The 14,799-nt window shown below is 67.6% G+C and carries 22 protein-coding genes; 14 read left to right on the top strand and 8 right to left on the bottom strand.

Annotation, left to right across the window (positions count from 1 at the left end):
- Positions 1-23 precede the first annotated feature (23 nt).
- The 5 genes from DEJ22_RS09590 to trmD all read left to right on the top strand — a co-directional run bounded on the left by DEJ22_RS09590 (position 24) and on the right by trmD (position 4,271).
- Positions 24-2,159, top strand: coding sequence for an oxidoreductase (locus DEJ22_RS09590; protein ID WP_111226455.1), 2,136 nt, complete (start codon positions 24-26; stop codon positions 2,157-2,159).
- A gap of 182 nt (positions 2,160-2,341) precedes the next feature.
- Positions 2,342-2,758, top strand: coding sequence for a 30S ribosomal protein S16 (gene rpsP, locus DEJ22_RS09585; RefSeq protein WP_111226329.1), 417 nt, complete (start codon positions 2,342-2,344; stop codon positions 2,756-2,758).
- A gap of 4 nt (positions 2,759-2,762) precedes the next feature.
- On the top strand, positions 2,763-2,999 hold the full coding sequence (locus tag DEJ22_RS09580) for an RNA-binding protein (protein ID WP_022902329.1): 237 nt from the start codon (positions 2,763-2,765) through the stop codon (positions 2,997-2,999).
- Between the two features lie 19 nt (positions 3,000-3,018).
- The gene (gene rimM, locus DEJ22_RS09575) at positions 3,019-3,579 is read left to right on the top strand and encodes a ribosome maturation factor RimM (RefSeq protein WP_181430684.1); all 561 of its coding nucleotides are present in this window, start codon (positions 3,019-3,021) and stop codon (positions 3,577-3,579) included.
- Positions 3,580-3,581: 2 nt separating this feature from the next.
- On the top strand, positions 3,582-4,271 hold the full coding sequence (gene trmD / locus DEJ22_RS09570) for a tRNA (guanosine(37)-N1)-methyltransferase TrmD (protein ID WP_111226327.1): 690 nt from the start codon (positions 3,582-3,584) through the stop codon (positions 4,269-4,271).
- Positions 4,272-4,345: 74 nt separating this feature from the next.
- Here trmD and map read toward each other — a convergent pair whose 3' ends face one another.
- Positions 4,346-5,128 (bottom strand): type I methionyl aminopeptidase, encoded by a 783-nt coding sequence (gene map, locus DEJ22_RS09565; protein ID WP_111226326.1) that lies wholly within the window; start codon positions 5,126-5,128, stop codon positions 4,346-4,348.
- Between the two features lie 167 nt (positions 5,129-5,295).
- On the opposite strand from map, the gene rplS reads away from it, so the two are divergent.
- From rplS to DEJ22_RS09520, 9 genes are all read left to right on the top strand, one after another.
- Positions 5,296-5,652: a 50S ribosomal protein L19 gene (gene rplS, locus DEJ22_RS09560; protein WP_111226325.1), complete on the top strand. Its 357-nt coding sequence runs from the start codon at positions 5,296-5,298 to the stop codon at positions 5,650-5,652.
- Between the two features lie 153 nt (positions 5,653-5,805).
- Positions 5,806-6,549 (top strand): signal peptidase I, encoded by a 744-nt coding sequence (gene lepB, locus DEJ22_RS09555; RefSeq protein ID WP_111226324.1) that lies wholly within the window; start codon positions 5,806-5,808, stop codon positions 6,547-6,549.
- On the top strand, positions 6,546-7,247 hold the full coding sequence (gene rnhB, locus DEJ22_RS09550) for a ribonuclease HII (protein WP_111226323.1): 702 nt from the start codon (positions 6,546-6,548) through the stop codon (positions 7,245-7,247). The genes lepB and rnhB overlap by 4 nt, the downstream gene beginning before the upstream one ends.
- Before the next feature lie 46 nt (positions 7,248-7,293).
- Positions 7,294-7,617 (top strand): DUF2469 family protein, encoded by a 324-nt coding sequence (locus tag DEJ22_RS09545; RefSeq protein ID WP_058730091.1) that lies wholly within the window; start codon positions 7,294-7,296, stop codon positions 7,615-7,617.
- A gap of 137 nt (positions 7,618-7,754) precedes the next feature.
- On the top strand, positions 7,755-8,108 hold the full coding sequence (locus DEJ22_RS09540; protein WP_111226322.1) for a histone-like nucleoid-structuring protein Lsr2: 354 nt from the start codon (positions 7,755-7,757) through the stop codon (positions 8,106-8,108).
- A gap of 152 nt (positions 8,109-8,260) precedes the next feature.
- Entirely contained in the window at positions 8,261-8,614 is a 354-nt protein-coding gene (locus tag DEJ22_RS09535) for a YraN family protein (RefSeq protein ID WP_111226321.1), read from the top strand.
- Complete coding sequence (locus tag DEJ22_RS09530) at positions 8,611-9,570, top strand: ATP-binding protein (protein WP_258379545.1); 960 nt, start codon at positions 8,611-8,613, stop codon at positions 9,568-9,570. Before DEJ22_RS09535 ends, DEJ22_RS09530 begins: the two co-directional genes overlap by 4 nt.
- A gap of 47 nt (positions 9,571-9,617) precedes the next feature.
- On the top strand, positions 9,618-10,412 hold the full coding sequence (locus tag DEJ22_RS09525; RefSeq protein ID WP_146241692.1) for a DUF8453 domain-containing protein: 795 nt from the start codon (positions 9,618-9,620) through the stop codon (positions 10,410-10,412).
- A gap of 265 nt (positions 10,413-10,677) precedes the next feature.
- Positions 10,678-10,992 (top strand): hypothetical protein, encoded by a 315-nt coding sequence (locus tag DEJ22_RS09520; protein WP_111226319.1) that lies wholly within the window; start codon positions 10,678-10,680, stop codon positions 10,990-10,992.
- A 114-nt stretch (positions 10,993-11,106) separates the two neighbouring features.
- Here DEJ22_RS09520 and DEJ22_RS09515 read toward each other — a convergent pair whose 3' ends face one another.
- The 7 genes from DEJ22_RS09515 to DEJ22_RS09485 all read right to left on the bottom strand — a co-directional run bounded on the left by DEJ22_RS09515 (position 11,107) and on the right by DEJ22_RS09485 (position 14,458).
- Positions 11,107-11,592, bottom strand: a complete 486-nt coding sequence (locus DEJ22_RS09515) for a DUF3846 domain-containing protein (protein WP_181430683.1) — start codon at positions 11,590-11,592, stop codon at positions 11,107-11,109.
- 68 nt (positions 11,593-11,660) lie between these two features.
- The gene (locus DEJ22_RS09510; RefSeq protein WP_111226317.1) at positions 11,661-12,212 is read right to left on the bottom strand and encodes a putative PDDEXK endonuclease; all 552 of its coding nucleotides are present in this window, start codon (positions 12,210-12,212) and stop codon (positions 11,661-11,663) included.
- Positions 12,209-12,571: a hypothetical protein gene (locus DEJ22_RS09505; protein ID WP_111226316.1), complete on the bottom strand. Its 363-nt coding sequence runs from the start codon at positions 12,569-12,571 to the stop codon at positions 12,209-12,211. The genes DEJ22_RS09510 and DEJ22_RS09505 overlap by 4 nt, the downstream gene beginning before the upstream one ends.
- A gap of 350 nt (positions 12,572-12,921) precedes the next feature.
- Positions 12,922-13,236, bottom strand: coding sequence for a hypothetical protein (locus tag DEJ22_RS09500; protein ID WP_111226315.1), 315 nt, complete (start codon positions 13,234-13,236; stop codon positions 12,922-12,924).
- 35 nt (positions 13,237-13,271) lie between these two features.
- Positions 13,272-13,472 carry a hypothetical protein gene (locus DEJ22_RS09495; RefSeq protein WP_146241691.1) on the bottom strand — a complete coding sequence of 67 codons (201 nt, stop codon included), beginning with the start codon at positions 13,470-13,472 and terminating at the stop codon, positions 13,272-13,274.
- A complete protein-coding gene (locus tag DEJ22_RS09490) occupies positions 13,465-13,674 on the bottom strand; it encodes a hypothetical protein (RefSeq protein WP_146241690.1) in 210 nt (69 codons plus the stop codon). Before DEJ22_RS09490 ends, DEJ22_RS09495 begins: the two co-directional genes overlap by 8 nt.
- Complete coding sequence (locus DEJ22_RS09485) at positions 13,667-14,458, bottom strand: ArdC-like ssDNA-binding domain-containing protein (protein WP_111226313.1); 792 nt, start codon at positions 14,456-14,458, stop codon at positions 13,667-13,669. Before DEJ22_RS09485 ends, DEJ22_RS09490 begins: the two co-directional genes overlap by 8 nt.
- Positions 14,459-14,799 lie beyond the last annotated feature (341 nt).

Here is a 14,799-nt window from a genome sequence, read left to right as displayed (position 1 = left end):
CGGCGGTCGGGCAGAGTGGTCGCATGAGCAGCGTCGCTTCCGCACCCGTGGTCCCGGAGTCGCTCCGGACCGTCGCCTCGCCCTGGACCCTCGGACCGCTCCACCTGCGGAACCGGGTGGTGATGGGATCGATGCACACCGGACTCGAGGTCCTCGACGACGGCGGTGCCGCGATGGCCGCGTTCTACCGCGAGCGCGCCGAAGGCGGCGTCGGCTGCATCGTCACCGGCGGGATCGCCGTGAGCGACGAGGCGCGCGGCGGCCCGGACTTCGCGGTGTTCGGCGTCGGGGGAGCGGACGAGCGGTTCCGGGTCGCCGTCGACGCCGTGCACGACGAGGGCGGCGCGATCCTCGCACAGCTCTTCCACGCCGGCCGGTACGCGCTCGTACAGGGCGTGACCGATCGGCACGGGCGCCCGCAGCGCGTGGTCGCACCGTCGGCGCTGCCCTGGGCCGCGGCGCGGGGGATCGTCCCGTCCGCCATGTCGGGCGCGGAGGTCGAGCGGACCGTCGAGGACTTCGCGGCCGCCGCGCGGTCGGCGCGGGCGATCGGGTTCGACGGCGTCGAGATCATGGCGTCCGAGGGGTACCTCATCAACCAGTTCCAGTCACCGCTGACGAACCTGCGCGACGACGAGTGGGGCGGCGACCCTGTCCGTCGCCGTCGGTTCGCCGTCGAGGTCGTGCGTGCGGTGCGGGCGGCGGTGCCGGACCTGGCGGTGACGATCCGCCTCTCCGGCGCCGACCTCATGCCGGGCTCGACCACCGATGACGAGGTCGACGCGCTCGTGCACGACCTGCTGCCGCTCGGGCTCGACGGCATCTCGGTCGGCATCGGTTGGCACGAGTCCCGAACGCCCACGGTGCAGGCCGCGGTGCCGCACGGCGCCTGGCTCGCGTACGCCGAGCGGATCGCGGGCGTGGTCCGTGCGTCGTCACACCCCGGGGTGCAGGTCATCGCCTCGAACCGGATGACCGACCTGCGGGACGGCGAGGCGGTGCTGGCCGACGGGCTCGTCGACGCGGTGGCCCTGGCGCGGCCGTTCCTCGCCGACCCGGCGATCGTGGCGCGGTCACTCGGCGGGCGGTTCGACCTCGTGAACACGTGCATCGGCTGCAACCAGGCGTGCCTCGACCGATCGATCGTCGGCGCGCCGGTGTCGTGCCTGGTCAACCCATGCGCGGGCCGGGAGCTGGCGTTCCCCGCGCGCCCGACGACCCGGCCGCTGCGTGTCGACGTCGTCGGCGGAGGGCCGGCCGGACTCACCGCCGCCGTGGACGCCGCCCGGCGCGGGCACACGGTGACGCTGTGGGAGGCGGCGCCGACGCTCGGCGGCCAGTTCGCGCTGGCCGCCGTGGTGCCCGGCAAGGAGGACTACGCGGCCACGGTGCGGGCTGCTCGTGCCGAGCTCGACGAGCGCGGGGCGACGGTCCACCTCGGGCGGGCAGCGACCGCGGGCGACCTGCTCGCCAGCGACGCGGTGGTGCTCGCGCCCGGCGTCGTGCCGCGGGCGGTCGACGTGCCGGGGGCCGAGCTGCCGCACGTGGTGTCGTACGAGACCGCCCTGCGCGACGGCGTCCCGGAGGGCTCGGTCGCGGTGATCGGCGGTGGCGGGATCGGGGTCGACACGGCGGCGTTCCTGGTGGAGTCGCCGGACGAGGTGGTCCGGGCCGCGGAGTTCGCCGCCCGCTGGGACGTCGCGGTCGCCGACGACGTCATCGGCGACGTCCCGCAGCGGCTGCCGGCCGCGGAACGTGTGCTCCGGCCGGGGGGACGGGTGACCGTGCTCCGCCGGTCGGGCAGGTTCGGCCAGGGGGTCGGGGTCACCTCGCGCTGGGTGGCCGTCGGCCGGTTGCGCGACGCCGGCGTGCGGATGGTCGGCGGCGTGCAGGAGTACCTCCGGATCGAGCCCGGCACGCTCTGGGTGCGCGACGAGGACGGGGTCGAGCGCGCCGTGCCGGCGGACCACGTGGTGGTCTGCGCCGGGCAGGAGTCGGCCGACGGCGCCGGGGCGACGGCCGGCACCGGACTCGCGGACGACCTGCGCGCCGCGGGCGTGCCGTTCGCCGTCGTGGGAGGGGCTCGCGACGCCCGGAGCGTCGACGCGGTGCGCGCGACGAGCGAGGCGCTCGAGGCCGTCCGGCGGCTCGCGCCGTAGTCCTCGGGACCGTCGGCGCGTCCTGGCTCGCTTCTCGGTCGGAAACCTGCAAGAATGAACGGTCGAATCGCGTCTGCTCGACCCTCTATCCAGCAGGTCGCGACTCCCTTCGAGCTTCCACCGCGCGTGCCCCCACGCCCGCGGTTCCGGTTCAACCACAACAACACGCAACAGGAGCAATTGTGGCTGTCAAGATCCGTCTCAAGCGTCTCGGTAAGATCCGTGCGCCGTACTACCGTGTCGTCGTCGCCGACTCGCGCACCAAGCGCGACGGTCGCGTGATCGAGGAGATCGGCAAGTACCACCCCACCGAGGAGCCCTCGGTCATCGAGATCAACTCGGACCGTGCGCAGTACTGGCTCGGCGTCGGTGCGCAGCCGACCGAGCAGGTCGCGGCGCTCCTCAAACTGACCGGCGACTGGGGCAAGTTCAAGGGCGAGGGCAACACCGAGTCCACCGTCAAGGTTGCCGAGCCGAAGGAAGCCTTCGTCGCCGACTCCGCGAAGAAGCCGGTCCTCAAGCCGAAGTCGGAGAAGAAGGCCCCCGAGGCCCCCGCCGCCGACGAGTCGGCCGACGCCGCTGAGACGACCGAGGCCTGATTCCTTGCTCGAATCCGCGCTGACGCACCTCGTCAAGGGGATCGTCGATCACCCGGACGACGTGCGCGTCGCCAGTTCCACCTCCGCGCGGGGCGAGGTCCTCGAGGTGCGTGTGCACCCCGAGGACCTCGGCCGCGTGATCGGTCGCGCCGGACGGACCGCAAAGGCGCTCCGCACCCTCGTCTCGGCTCTCGCCGACGGCAAGCGGGTGCGGGTCGACGTGGTCGACACCGATTCCTAGGGAGACGACCCAGCTCCGGGTGGGTCGCATCACGAAGGCGCACGGGCTCAAGGGCGGCATCAAGCTCGAGCTCTACACCGACGACCCGGATCGTCGGTTCACGCCAGGAGCGGAGTTCACGCTCCAGGTCCCCGCGGACTCCCCGTGGTCGGGGAAGTCGATCACGCTGGACGAGCTCCGCTGGTACAACGGCCATCCGGTCGCCTTCTTCGAGGGCGTCGCGGACCGCACCGCCGCTGAGACACTCGCGCGGGCGATCCTCTGGGTCGAGCAGGACGCCGACGCCGAGACCGGTGAGGACGACGCCTGGTACGACCACCAGCTCGTCGGGCTCCGCGTGCTCCGCGACGGCGTCGAGGTCGGCTCCGTCGCACGCGTCGACCACCTGCCCGCGCAGGACCTGCTCGCGATCGACACCCCCTCGCGCGGCGAGGTGCTGGTGCCGTTCGTCTCGGCCATCGTGCCGACCGTCGACATCGCGGCCGGCACCGTCACGGTGACGCCGCCGACCGGGCTGTTCGAGGAGCCCGAGGACACCTCGCGCCCCGAGACGGTCACGCCGACCGACCCGCGGGGCTGATCGTGCGCATCGACATCGTCACGATCTTCCCCGAGTTCTTCTCCGTGCTCGACGTCTCGCTGCTCGGCAGGGCCCGGCAGGAGAAGCTCCTCGACGTGCACGTGCACGACCTGCGGCACTGGACGACGGACCGGCACCGGACGGTCGACGACACCCCGTACGGCGGTGGCGCGGGCATGGTCATGAAGCCGGAGCCCTGGGCGCAGGCGCTGTCGTCGATCCTCCGCGAGGACGGGTCGTCGACGCTCGTCGTCCCCACCCCGGCCGGCACACCGTTCCGGCAGGCGATCGCCCGGTCGCTGGCCGACCACGAACACCTCGTGTTCGCCTGCGGGCGCTACGAGGGGATCGACGCCCGGGTGTTCGAGTGGGCGGCGTCCCGCTGCTCGGTGGTCGAGCTCTCGCTCGGCGACTACGTGCTCAACGGCGGCGAGGTCGCGGCCATGGCCATGATCGAAGCGGTCGGCCGTCTGGTCCCCGGCGTCGTCGGCAACCCCGAGTCGCTCGTCGAGGAGTCCCACGAGGACGGTCTGCTCGAGTACCCCTCGTACACGAAGCCGGCGGTCTGGCGTGACCTCGAGGTGCCGGACGTGCTGCTCAGCGGGCACCACGCCCGGGTCGCCGCGTGGCGGCACGACCAGCAGGTCGAGCGGACGCGACGCGTCCGGCCGGACCTGCTGTCCGACGCGTAGCTCGCGGTCCACCGACCGGGCACCGCACCGGACCGGGAGGCGCGGTGCCAGCCGGCACCGCGCCTCCCGTCCGTTCACCGGTCGCGCTGGGCGCGACGCAGGGTGAGGACCTCGGGTCCGGCCTCGGTGACGGCGACCGTGTGCTCGACGTGTGCAGCACGCGAGCCGTCGACGCTCTTCAGGGTCCAGCCGTCCTCGTCCTGCACGAGCTCGTCGGTGCCCTGCATGAGCCAGGGCTCGATCGCGACGACCAACCCGGGCCGCAGCTTCAGCCCCCGACCGGGGCGGCCGTCGTTCGGCACGTGCGGGTCGCCGTGCATCGTGCGCCCCACGCCGTGCCCGCCGAACTGCGTGTTGACGGTGTAGCCGGCGTCCTTCGCGACCCGACCGATGGCGTAGGACACGTCGCCGAGCTTGTTCCCCGGGCGGAACTGCTCGATCCCCGCGACGAGTGCCCGCTCGACGGTCTCCACGAGCCGTTGGTCGTCCTCCCGGGCGGTCCCCACCTGCACGGTGACCGCCGAGTCGGCGACCCAGCCGTCGACGCTCGCGGCGAAGTCGAGGCTGACGAGGTCGCCGTCCTCCAGGACGCGGTCGTAGGGCAGGCCGTGCAGCGCGGCGTCGTTCACCGAGGTGCAGAGGTTCCGGCCGAACGGTGAGTTCCCGAACGACGGGTGGTAGTCGACGTAGCAGCTGACGGCGCCGCGCTCGGCGATCATGCGGGCGGCCACGCGGTCGAGGTCGAGCAGGTTCACGCCCACGTCGACGGTCTCGAGCAGCTCGTCGAGGACGTCGGCGACGAACCGGCCGGCGGCACGCAGGCCGTCCAGCTCGGCGGGGGTGCGGAGTTCGATCATGGGTCCATCCTGCACCGGTTGGCAGCGGCCCCCGTTCTGTGGCAGGATTGGTCGCTGTGCCCTGGCTGGACTCTGCCATGGGGGAGTCGCCGATTCCGGGCACGAACACTTCCTTCCATCTACCGATCCGCGGCGACCCGTGCGCGTCCGCAGAGAGTGAACCGAACATGAGCCAGCTCCTCGACCACGTCGACGCAGCGTCGCTGCGTACCGACGTCCCCGACTTCCGCCCCGGCGACACCATCAAGGTGCACGTCAACATCATCGAAGGCACGCGTTCGCGCATCCAGGTCTTCCAGGGCGTCGTCATCGCGCGTCAGGGCCACGGCCTCGGCGAGACCTTCAAGGTCCGCAAGGTGAGCTTCCAGGTCGGCGTCGAGCGCTGGTTCCCGGTGCACTCGCCGATCATCGACCACATCGAGGTCGTCACCCGCGGTGACGTCCGTCGCGCGAAGCTGTACTACCTGCGCGAGCTGCGCGGCAAGGCGGCCCGCCGCAAGATCAAGGAGAAGCGCGACGCCTGATCGCCTTCACAGTGAGTGCCCGCGAGCCGGGTGCCGCTGGACGCCCCTCGTCGATGTACGGTTGTGCATCGACGGGGGGCTTTCCCGTTGTGCGCGCCCGCAGTGGCGCAGGGTCTCCGCACTCGTCGGGTGCGGACGTGAACGAGAGCGGAAATGACGGACACGACGCAAGGATCGGGGCGCCGCCCGCGGACGGAGAAGCAGGGGAACGGCGTCCTGACCTTCCTGCGGGACCTCGTCATCATCTTCCTCGCGGCACTGCTCGTGTCGTTCCTCGTGAAGACGTTCCTGATCCGGTCGTTCTACATCCCGTCGGCGTCGATGGAGAACACGCTGCAGATCAACGACCGCGTCATCGTGAACGAGCTCGTGCCGGACGTCGTGTCGCTGAAGCGCGGCGACGTCGTCGTGTTCAAGGACCCGGGCGGATGGCTCGCGGGCACGGACGTGCCGAGCGTCGCGCCGACGACGCAGCCGGCGAAGGCGATCGACTGGCTGCTCACGCAGGTGGGCCTGGGGACCGGCGACAGTGACGACCACCTCATCAAGCGCGTGATCGGCTTGCCGGGCGACACGGTGTCGTGCTGCAACGACCTCGGGCAGATGTCCGTCAACGGGGTGCCGATCAAGGAGCCGTACACGCTCCTGCCCGACGGTGCCCCCGCCTCGGCCGATCCGTTCTCGGTGACCGTGCCCGAGGGGTCCATCTGGGTGATGGGCGACAACCGGAACGACTCGAAGGACTCCCGGTACAACCGCGACACCCCGTCGAAGGGCTTCGTCCCGCTGTCGGACGTGACCGGGCGCGCCTTCGTCATCTCGTGGCCGACCAGCCGGTGGACCTGGCTCGACGACTACCCGGACGTCTTCGCAGGCGTGGAGGAGAAGGACCGGTGACCGTCGTCCGGCCCTCCCTGCGCGTCGAGAAGAAGCTGCTCGGTGCCGGACGGGTCACCGTGATCGGCATGGACGAGGTCGGCCGCGGTGCGATCGCGGGGCCGGTCGCCGTCGGCGTCGCTGCCGTGACGATCGACGTCGCGCGTGTGCCGCAGGGCCTCGCCGACTCGAAGCTACTCACCGCCACACGTCGGACGGAACTCGTGCCGGTCGTCCGTCGCTGGGCGCGCACGGCCGTGGGCATGGCGTCCGCGCAGGTCGTCGACGAGCAGGGCATCGTGCCGGCGCTCGGACAGGCGGGCGTTGCGGCCCTCGGGGCCCTGGTGCAGGACGGGCTCTCGCTCGACGGCGCGGTGGTCGTGCTGGACGGGTCGTTCGACTGGTTGTCCCGGGCGGTCCCGCCGTCCGCCGCCCCGCTCGACGTCGTGGTCCGCGTGAAGGCCGACCGTGACTGCGCGTCCGTCGCCGCGGCGTCGGTCGTCGCCAAGGTGGAGCGGGACGCGCTGATGGTCGCCGCGCACGAGGACGCGCCGCACTACGCATGGGCGTCGAACAAGGGGTACGGGTCGGCCGCGCACTACGACGGCATCCGGGCCGTGGGTGCGCATGCGCTGCACCGGAAGAGCTGGCTGCACCAGGCGTCGAGCATGGCCCTCGACGGGTTCGACGCGCTCCAGGACCTCCCCGTCGCGGGCTGACCGGCTGCGTCCACGGTCCGTCGACTCGCCGTAGACTGGGCGGGCGATGGATGACGACGAATTCGACGACTACGACCGCGAGGTCGAACTTGCCCTGTACCGCGAGTACCGCGACGTCGTGTCGCAGTTCCGGTACGTGGTCGAGACCGAGCGCCGGTTCTACCTGGCGAACGAGGTGGACCTCGTCCGCCGGGACACCGAGCACGACTTCTACTTCGAACTCACGATGAACGACGTCTGGGTCTGGGACGTCTACCGCTCCGACCGTTTCGTGAAGTCCGTCCGCGTCCTCACGTTCAAGGACGTGAACGTGGAAGAACTGACGAGTCGCGAACTCGAACTCCCGAAGGAACTCGCGCTCGACGAGTGATCGTCGCTTTCCTGTCGGAATAGCGACGCGGCGGCATTCCGGTGACATTCCTGGAATTGTCGCGCTACGGTGGTGGAGATCCTTTCCCCGTGACTCGTCGTCATGGGGACCACCACCCCTCGACCCAGGAGCACGACATGGCACAGAAGGTCACCGTCCAGCTCGTCGACGACCTCGACGACTCGCCCATCGCCGCCGGCGAAGGCCGTACCGTGGAATTCGCATTCGACGGTTCCAACTACGAGATCGACCTGTCCGACGACAACGTGGACAAGTTCCGCGAAGCGATCTCCGACTACGTGGCAGCGGCCCGCAAGGTGTCCGGTCGCCGTTCCGGCGGCAGCGGTTCCGCGCCGAAGTCGTCGCCGAAGCGCGGGAACTCCGAAGAGCTCGCGAAGATCCGCGAGTGGGCGAAGGAGAACGGCTACGAGGTCTCGAGCCGCGGCCGTATCTCCACGCAGGTGCAGGAAGCCTACGCAGCCGCGCACTGACGCTGTCGTTCCAGACCCCGGGTGATCACGCATCACCCGGGGTCTCGTCATTCCTGCACAGCATTTCCTCCAGTCGTGCTCCTCCACAGATCGGCCCTCCGGAACTTCGGCGGAGGCTGTCGTCGCGGATCGTTGTCGACGGAGGCGACGACATGGAACGACGAACACTCGGCGGGTACGGCGAGGACCACGCGGTGGAATGGCTCACCGATCACGGGTACCGATTGGTGGAACGCAACTGGCGGTGTGCGCGCGGAGAGATCGACGTCGTCGCGTGGCACGGCCCGACGCTCGTGTTCATCGAGGTGAAGACGAGGGCGGGGGTGTCGACCGGTCACCCGTTCGAGGCGATCACGCCGGCGAAGACCGCGCGGCTGCGCCAGCTCGTCCCGATGTGGTTCGCGGCGCACCCGGGAGTGCACGCAGCGGCGATCCGGCTCGATGCCGTCGCGGTGCACGTCGACGGCGACCGGGTCGGGGTCGAGCACCTCGAGGGGATCCTGTGACCGGGATCGGCCGGTCGGCCGCGGTCGCGCTCCTCGGCGTCACCGGCCGACGGATCGAGGTCGAGGCACACCTGACGAGCCAGCTGCCGGCGTTCAGCATCATCGGACTGCCGGACACGTCGCTGGGGGAGGCCCGGGAACGCGTCCGTGCCGCTGCCGCGAACGCCGGGGCTCCGCTGCCCGCGCGACGGATCACGGTGAACCTGACCCCGGCCGCGATCCCGAAGCGAGGGTCGGGGTTCGACCTCGCCATCGCCATGGCGGTGCTCGCCGGGGCGGACGTCGCACCGCGCGTGAGCGAGCGCGTCGTCTACATCGGTGAGCTCGGGCTCGACGGGCGGCTCCGGCCGGTGCCCGGTGTCGTCCCGATGCTGCTCGCTGCCCGCGACGCCGGTGTCGACCGGGTCGTCCTGCCCGCTGGCAACGCCGACGAGGCGCGGTTCGTGCACGGTGTCGAGGTCCGCGCGGTCGACTCGCTCCGGGCGGCCGCCATCGACGCCGGCGCGCTGCTGCCCCCGGTCGACGTCGAGCCGGTCACCGCCCCACCGGTCCTGCCCGAGCGGTCACCTGCCGCCGAGCTCGCGGAGGTCATCGGCAACCCGGTGGGGGTCCGCGCGGTGGTCGCTGCCGCCGCGGGTGGGCACCACGCGCTGCTCGTGGGGCCGCCGGGTGCGGGCAAGACGATGCTCGCCGAGCGCCTGCCCGGGCTGCTGCCGGACCTCGACGAGGAAGCCGCCCTCGAGGTCGCGGCGGTCCGGTCGGTCGCCGGGCACGGCGTGGCCTCGTGGACGACGAGGCCACCGTGGGAGGCACCCCACCACTCTGCGTCCGCCGTGTCGCTCATCGGGGGCGGCTCCGGCACCGTGCGCCCCGGTGCGGTGTCGCGGGCGACGCGCGGTGTGCTGTTCCTCGACGAGTCAAAGAATCTGGACGAAGCACGAACGATACCCCTCTGAGAGGGGCTGTGCGGGCCTTGACGGCCGAGAACTGCCAGAATCGCTACATGATCGCAGGCGTGACGGAACGAGACTTCGAGAGGCTTCTGGAGGCTGTTCAGGGCACTGGGCCGTCAGTCACGGACTGGATCATGGCCGCTGCCGCCGTGCTAACGTTCGGCGTGGCCCTGGCAGCTGCCCTTTATGCCCGGAAGCAAATCGACGAGGGCAAGGAAGCTCGCAAGCAAGTTGCCGAGCTTGAGGTTGAACGCAGTCAGCCGTATGTCGTCATGTACACCGAACCGAGCAGCGCGTCGCAAGTGCTGATCGAACTCGTCATCAAGAACTACGGCCAGACGGCGGCACTCGACGTGCGGACCGACATCACCCCGGCTCTTAGGCGCACGGCTTTCGGTTCGACGGAGCCGGTGGCCATGCCTGACGTGATTCCGGTCCTCGCGCCCGGCCAGGAGTGGAGGACGCTCTGGGACAGCGGCATGACGCGCAAGAAGAGCGACCTTCCGGATCGTCACGAGGGATTTGTTAGGTACAAGGGCGTCGGGGGCGCGGAGCGCGTCTCGAAGGTCGTGCTCGATTGGTCCGTCTACAAGACGCGGCGTTGGGTCGAACTGAAGACCGTGCACCACGCTGCCAAGGCCCTCATTGAGATCCAGAAGAACCAGAAGAAGTGGAACGAGAGCATCCACGGAGGGTTGGGGGTCGTCATGCGCGACGGACACCGGATCGACGCTGAGAACGAGGCGTACTACGCGGAGCAGATGGAGCAGTCGAAGGACTTGGAGCAGATGCTGTTCCCCGAGCAAGCAGCGGAGCCGTCGACCCCGGCTGACGAGGACATTTAAGGTCGAGGCCGCAACCTCTTGAGTACCAGCTGAGCGACTTCTCGAAGAGCCCCCTGGTCCAGCACGCGCAACGGAACGCCGCTGGCGGCGGCCGACTTTTCCACGTAGCTGGCGAGATCGAACGTGTTCATTTGTAGCTTCTATTGTACCAACAGAGGTCGCCTAATACTGTTGTATTAACTACAATTTACGGCAGTCATTGAATATGTCTCAATAAGGGCAGCGACACGGCGCGTGCTCGCTCGCAACTAGAAGGGAAAGATCAATGGCCTACCGGTCGGTCCGCGTGTCGGACCTGTCAGGCAAGGAAGACGCCGACGAGAAGTTCGTCACGGTCGTCGTCCGACGCCACCCGCAGCTGGACGAGCCCGTTCAGTTCGACGCCCTGCCCGAAGAGGTCTCCGGCCTCAAGGACGCGGGGAACCTCGTCGCTCTCGAGATCCGCAATGGGGACACCCAGCAGATCGTCGTCACCCTGGAAGAGTTCAACAAGCTCTCCCCGAAGATCAACGACGTTCTCAAGAACGCCGACGGCCTCCGGGGACGACGCAAGGGTTTTCGTCCCAGCCAGCAGGACTGATCCGGTCCTGATCACCCGCCCGCCCCCTGTCCGCTTGAGGTTACCGATCTCGCGGACAGGGGGCTCTTCAATTGGACGTGAAAACCCGCCGCTGACGCGACGGGTCTTCCATGATCACTCGGGCACCACTCGCACCCGTTCGACCGCCATCCAGCGGTCGGAGAGGGCGAGCGCGAAGTTGTACGCGTCCACCCAGTCGGGGAACCGGCGCTGGTTGATGTTCCAGGCTTCGCCGTTGTCGGCCGTCTGCACTTCGACGCGCAGCGTCTCCCTGACCGTGAGCAGCATCTTGAGTTCCGGAGGCACGTCCTGCGTCTCTCCGTCTTCGTTGCCGGGGCCGAGCACGATGGCCGGTCCCTTCACTACGTCCCGGTCGCGGAACGCCGGGTTGTGCATCCACAGGATCAGGGACGCGCGGCGGTTGAGCGGCAGGTTCTTGAGCTTGCCTTCCTCGTCGAACCAGATCGACGCTTCGGGGGAGTCCAAGTCGACGACTTCGACCCACCCTCCGATCGCGGCCTGGTAGTCGGACACCTTCTTGAGCTCGACCACGCGGAGCGGTTCGGCTTCTTCTACGGGGATCAGGATGCCTTGCGGCATGGTGGCACCTCTTCGGATCATGGGCTTGAGCCGCGTCCGAAGTCCGGGCGCAGCAGTAGGCCCGTGACCTACTTCTTGATCTTCTTGGCCTTGTACCCGAACGAGTATTGGCAGCCCTTCGCCAGGCAACGCGTCTGGCCCGGCGCGATCATGTGGCCGTTGCGGCACGTCTTGGTGTCGTCGTCCTTCTTGGCGGGCGCGAACACCGTCTCGATCTGTTCCAACACTTCCTCGCGCGTGCGTGGGATGTCGTGACTCATCGGCCGGCGCAGATCCGCGATCGTCTCGTTGGCCTCTTTCAGTTCCGCGACGATGTTCACCAGGTCGTCGAACCTCAGCACGGCCAGCGGCTCGTCCTTGAGCTGCACGACCAGCAGGGGAACGCGCCCCATGCTCGCTCCGGCGACCGTCTGTCCCCAAAACTCGCCGAGCTTGATCGTCTTGTGGTTCTTCGCTTCGATGTCGAACGGCGTGTCCCGGAAGTAGTCGCTGATGTCCATCTTCTGATGGCTGCCCGCGCCGGACTTGCCATCGCGCTTCACGCGGGCGCCGAGCTTCTTCTGAAGCGTCTTCGCTATGTAGTTCTCCAGGCTCTTGCCCTTCTCGCTGCTCTCGCTCATGACTCGTCGTCCTTTGAGCGCATGGTCTTCACCGCGCGGATCACCGCGTAGTGGCCGAGCACGGTCAGGTGACGGTCGCGCAGGTAGCTGATGCGTTCCGCGATCTGCTCGTCGGTGTCGTCTTCCCAGACGGCTCGCATCATCTCGAACTCGTCGGTCGGGACGTAGGCCATCGGGCCCCGTGCCACCTGTTCCAGTTCGAGGTACTTGAGTTCCAGTTCAACTTGCCGGTCTTCTTCCGACAGGTGTTTGACGTGCTCTTCGAGCACGTGGTCCGGCTGGTCGCCGTAGATGTCGCCCAGCAGCAGAAGCGCCTCGTCGGGCTTCTTCTCAGGGTGACGGGATGATTTTCGTTCCATTCGTTCGGTTCTCCTATGACGGGCGCACGAGCAGGTGGAAAAGCTCGTGCGCGCCGAACGCCCGGTCACTGCGGTTCAGAGCACCACCAGTAAACGGGCGGTGATCGGGCGATCGGCATCAGTCCGGCAGTCAAAGCCGCGAGAGGCAGGGGCTTTTCAGAACCCTGCACCGCGGAGGCATATAGGAGCCGTGGAAACCCCTTGCGGGCCGTCTCCGCACCCGCCCTCATCGGCGTAACGTTTCGCCTAGCTTTCCTCAATATCAGCCACTCGTCGCGGCTTGACTGTCGAACCGATCCTGAAAAGGTGCGAACCGGCCGCTTGTCGCGACGTACGTCCTCGGCGGACGCTTACCGGTTACGTGGGCTTTTCAACCGCCTGTTGGCGGCCAGCACGGCCCACAGCTGCTGAGTTGCCCTTATGACTTGACGGCGGGAACGCTCTGCAGCCCGTAGTGCCGCTTCAGCGCGATACTGCCTCGCCAGCTTGTTCAAGTCGGGTTCCGATTCGAGCGGCAGGAACTGCATCCTGAGCGTCCCGTAATCGGTGCGGATCACCATAGGCTCTCCTGGGCCGATTATCTCATCTTCATTGAGGAACGACAATCGGATTTTGTTGAGCCACTTCTTCACGAAGATGATGATGTCTTCGATAGGGTCTTCCATCGGAGGAAGGTCCGAGTGGGTAGGGGTGGGTAGGCTCATTCCGTACCCTCTTGATCGTCCTTGTATTGCTCGAAGATCGCCACGATCGCTTCGACCGCTTGCGTGCGGTCTATTGGTTCGTCGGGCTCGTAGTCGGGATTCAACTTATTCTCTTCGTCACCGATGCCACTTGCCGTTCCCCAGTACTGTCCCTGTACAAAGCATCTGTACACGATCTCATCAATCTCGTCAGTCATGCTCGCCATTCCTCCGTTCTTCCATCGCCCTGTTGATCACCTCTCCTCGTCGCTTGAAATACTCGTCCATTGCCCGTTCGCCCAGTGCGGTGACGGCTGACGGCAGAGTGGTCCCGAGTTCGATCAGCTCGGCTTCGGTCATCGACGTGACGTCAGGTTCTAATTCCCTCGAATTCGGTGCAATTGGCTCCTGCTCACTCATCGCGCCCCGCTTTCAGGATCTTGTCCGTAGCGGTGAACACGGAGCGCATCTGCCCTTCGTCGGGCTTCGTAGTCGTCTTCAACCAGTTTTGGATGTAGGCGCGGCTCTCGGCAGGGTTCATCTGATCCCGTGCCCCGATTTCGTTCATCGTCAGGTAGGCGGTCGCTTCCGCCTGGAACTCCGCTATGCCCCTGTGCTGCTGGTACTCTTCCTCGCTCCACTTCGGGTGCTTGAGCACCAGGTGACCGAGTTCGTGCATCGTGGTCTTGAGCGGCCAGCGCGCTGCCGGGTTGATCGCCAGCTCGTCGTTCTCGTTCGCGTAGCCCTGGATGTTTCCGTTCAGTTCGGTGAAGGCGACTTCCTTGATCGCCAGGTTGGCCAGCGCGCGCTCACGGCTCCACTCGGCCGGTCGGTAGGGCGGAAGCTCTTCGCCCTCGGTCTGCGAGTACTGGAACAGGCACCTGACCCACTTGAATCCGCGCACCTTGCGTTCCTGGAAGCCGAACTCGTCTTCCTTGTTGACGACGATCGGGCGGAGGATGGCTAGCGCCTTTTCCCCGCGCTGCACCTGGCGCTGCATCTCAAGCCACTTCTTGTAGGTGGCCACGGGCTCGGTCGCTCCCTGCATGCGAAGCGCGATCTGATTCAGGAAGCTGTACGGGTAAAAGCGGTTGTACGTGTCGCTCAGCTGCCCGGGAGCTTCGAGCGCTTCTTCGAGCAGTACGCCCCAGTTGGGTTTCTGCTTCAGGTCAAGATGCCGGCCTTCGGCAAGTTGTTCGCTCATTCATGATTCTCCTGTTTAGTTATATGGTCCGCTCCTGGACCGGATCGTCCGGCGCGTTGTACAGCACTAACGGTTGAATGTTATTGCCGCGCCGAACGATTCGTTGCATGAGCCTGTGGAGAAGTGCGAGTCGGGTAAGGTTTTGACAAGTCCGTCACATGGTGGGCTGGCGGCGTAGCTATGACACATTTCGTTCGTTCTGTCGTTCGTTTCGGCTAATTGACAGGCCGACAAAATGTGTCCTCGCAGAACTACGCCGCGTCACCCCTGTTGCTAACGTCGGGAAATATACATTTGACGATCCGACGCTATTGCGACATGTGCTACCTCGTCGCCGCGAC

Origin of the sequence: Curtobacterium sp. MCSS17_007 (genome assembly GCF_003234175.2) — a bacterium.
Taxonomy (GTDB): domain Bacteria; phylum Actinomycetota; class Actinomycetes; order Actinomycetales; family Microbacteriaceae; genus Curtobacterium.
The sequence above is the reverse complement of the archived record's forward strand: the minus strand, read 5'-3'. Positions and strand labels throughout refer to the sequence as shown.

Excerpts from the sequence above, each read along its gene's own strand:
- DEJ22_RS09590 (WP_111226455.1), top strand. The coding sequence starts at position 24 with ATGAGCAGCGTCGCTTCCGCACCCGTGGTCCCGGAGTCGCTCCGGACC.
- map (WP_111226326.1), bottom strand. The coding sequence starts at position 5,128 with ATGATCGAACTCCGCACCCCCGCCGAGCTGGACGGCCTGCGTGCCGCC.
- rplS (WP_111226325.1), top strand. The coding sequence starts at position 5,296 with ATGAGCCAGCTCCTCGACCACGTCGACGCAGCGTCGCTGCGTACCGAC.
- lepB (WP_111226324.1), top strand. The coding sequence starts at position 5,806 with ATGACGGACACGACGCAAGGATCGGGGCGCCGCCCGCGGACGGAGAAG.
- DEJ22_RS09545 (WP_058730091.1), top strand. The coding sequence starts at position 7,294 with ATGGATGACGACGAATTCGACGACTACGACCGCGAGGTCGAACTTGCC.
- DEJ22_RS09540 (WP_111226322.1), top strand. The coding sequence starts at position 7,755 with ATGGCACAGAAGGTCACCGTCCAGCTCGTCGACGACCTCGACGACTCG.
- DEJ22_RS09535 (WP_111226321.1), top strand. The coding sequence starts at position 8,261 with ATGGAACGACGAACACTCGGCGGGTACGGCGAGGACCACGCGGTGGAA.
- DEJ22_RS09525 (WP_146241692.1), top strand. The coding sequence starts at position 9,618 with ATGATCGCAGGCGTGACGGAACGAGACTTCGAGAGGCTTCTGGAGGCT.
- DEJ22_RS09520 (WP_111226319.1), top strand. The coding sequence starts at position 10,678 with ATGGCCTACCGGTCGGTCCGCGTGTCGGACCTGTCAGGCAAGGAAGAC.
- DEJ22_RS09515 (WP_181430683.1), bottom strand. The coding sequence starts at position 11,592 with ATGCCGCAAGGCATCCTGATCCCCGTAGAAGAAGCCGAACCGCTCCGC.
- DEJ22_RS09510 (WP_111226317.1), bottom strand. The coding sequence starts at position 12,212 with ATGAGCGAGAGCAGCGAGAAGGGCAAGAGCCTGGAGAACTACATAGCG.
- DEJ22_RS09505 (WP_111226316.1), bottom strand. The coding sequence starts at position 12,571 with ATGGAACGAAAATCATCCCGTCACCCTGAGAAGAAGCCCGACGAGGCG.
- DEJ22_RS09500 (WP_111226315.1), bottom strand. The coding sequence starts at position 13,236 with ATGGAAGACCCTATCGAAGACATCATCATCTTCGTGAAGAAGTGGCTC.
- DEJ22_RS09495 (WP_146241691.1), bottom strand. The coding sequence starts at position 13,472 with ATGACTGACGAGATTGATGAGATCGTGTACAGATGCTTTGTACAGGGA.
- DEJ22_RS09490 (WP_146241690.1), bottom strand. The coding sequence starts at position 13,674 with ATGAGTGAGCAGGAGCCAATTGCACCGAATTCGAGGGAATTAGAACCT.
- DEJ22_RS09485 (WP_111226313.1), bottom strand. The coding sequence starts at position 14,458 with ATGAGCGAACAACTTGCCGAAGGCCGGCATCTTGACCTGAAGCAGAAA.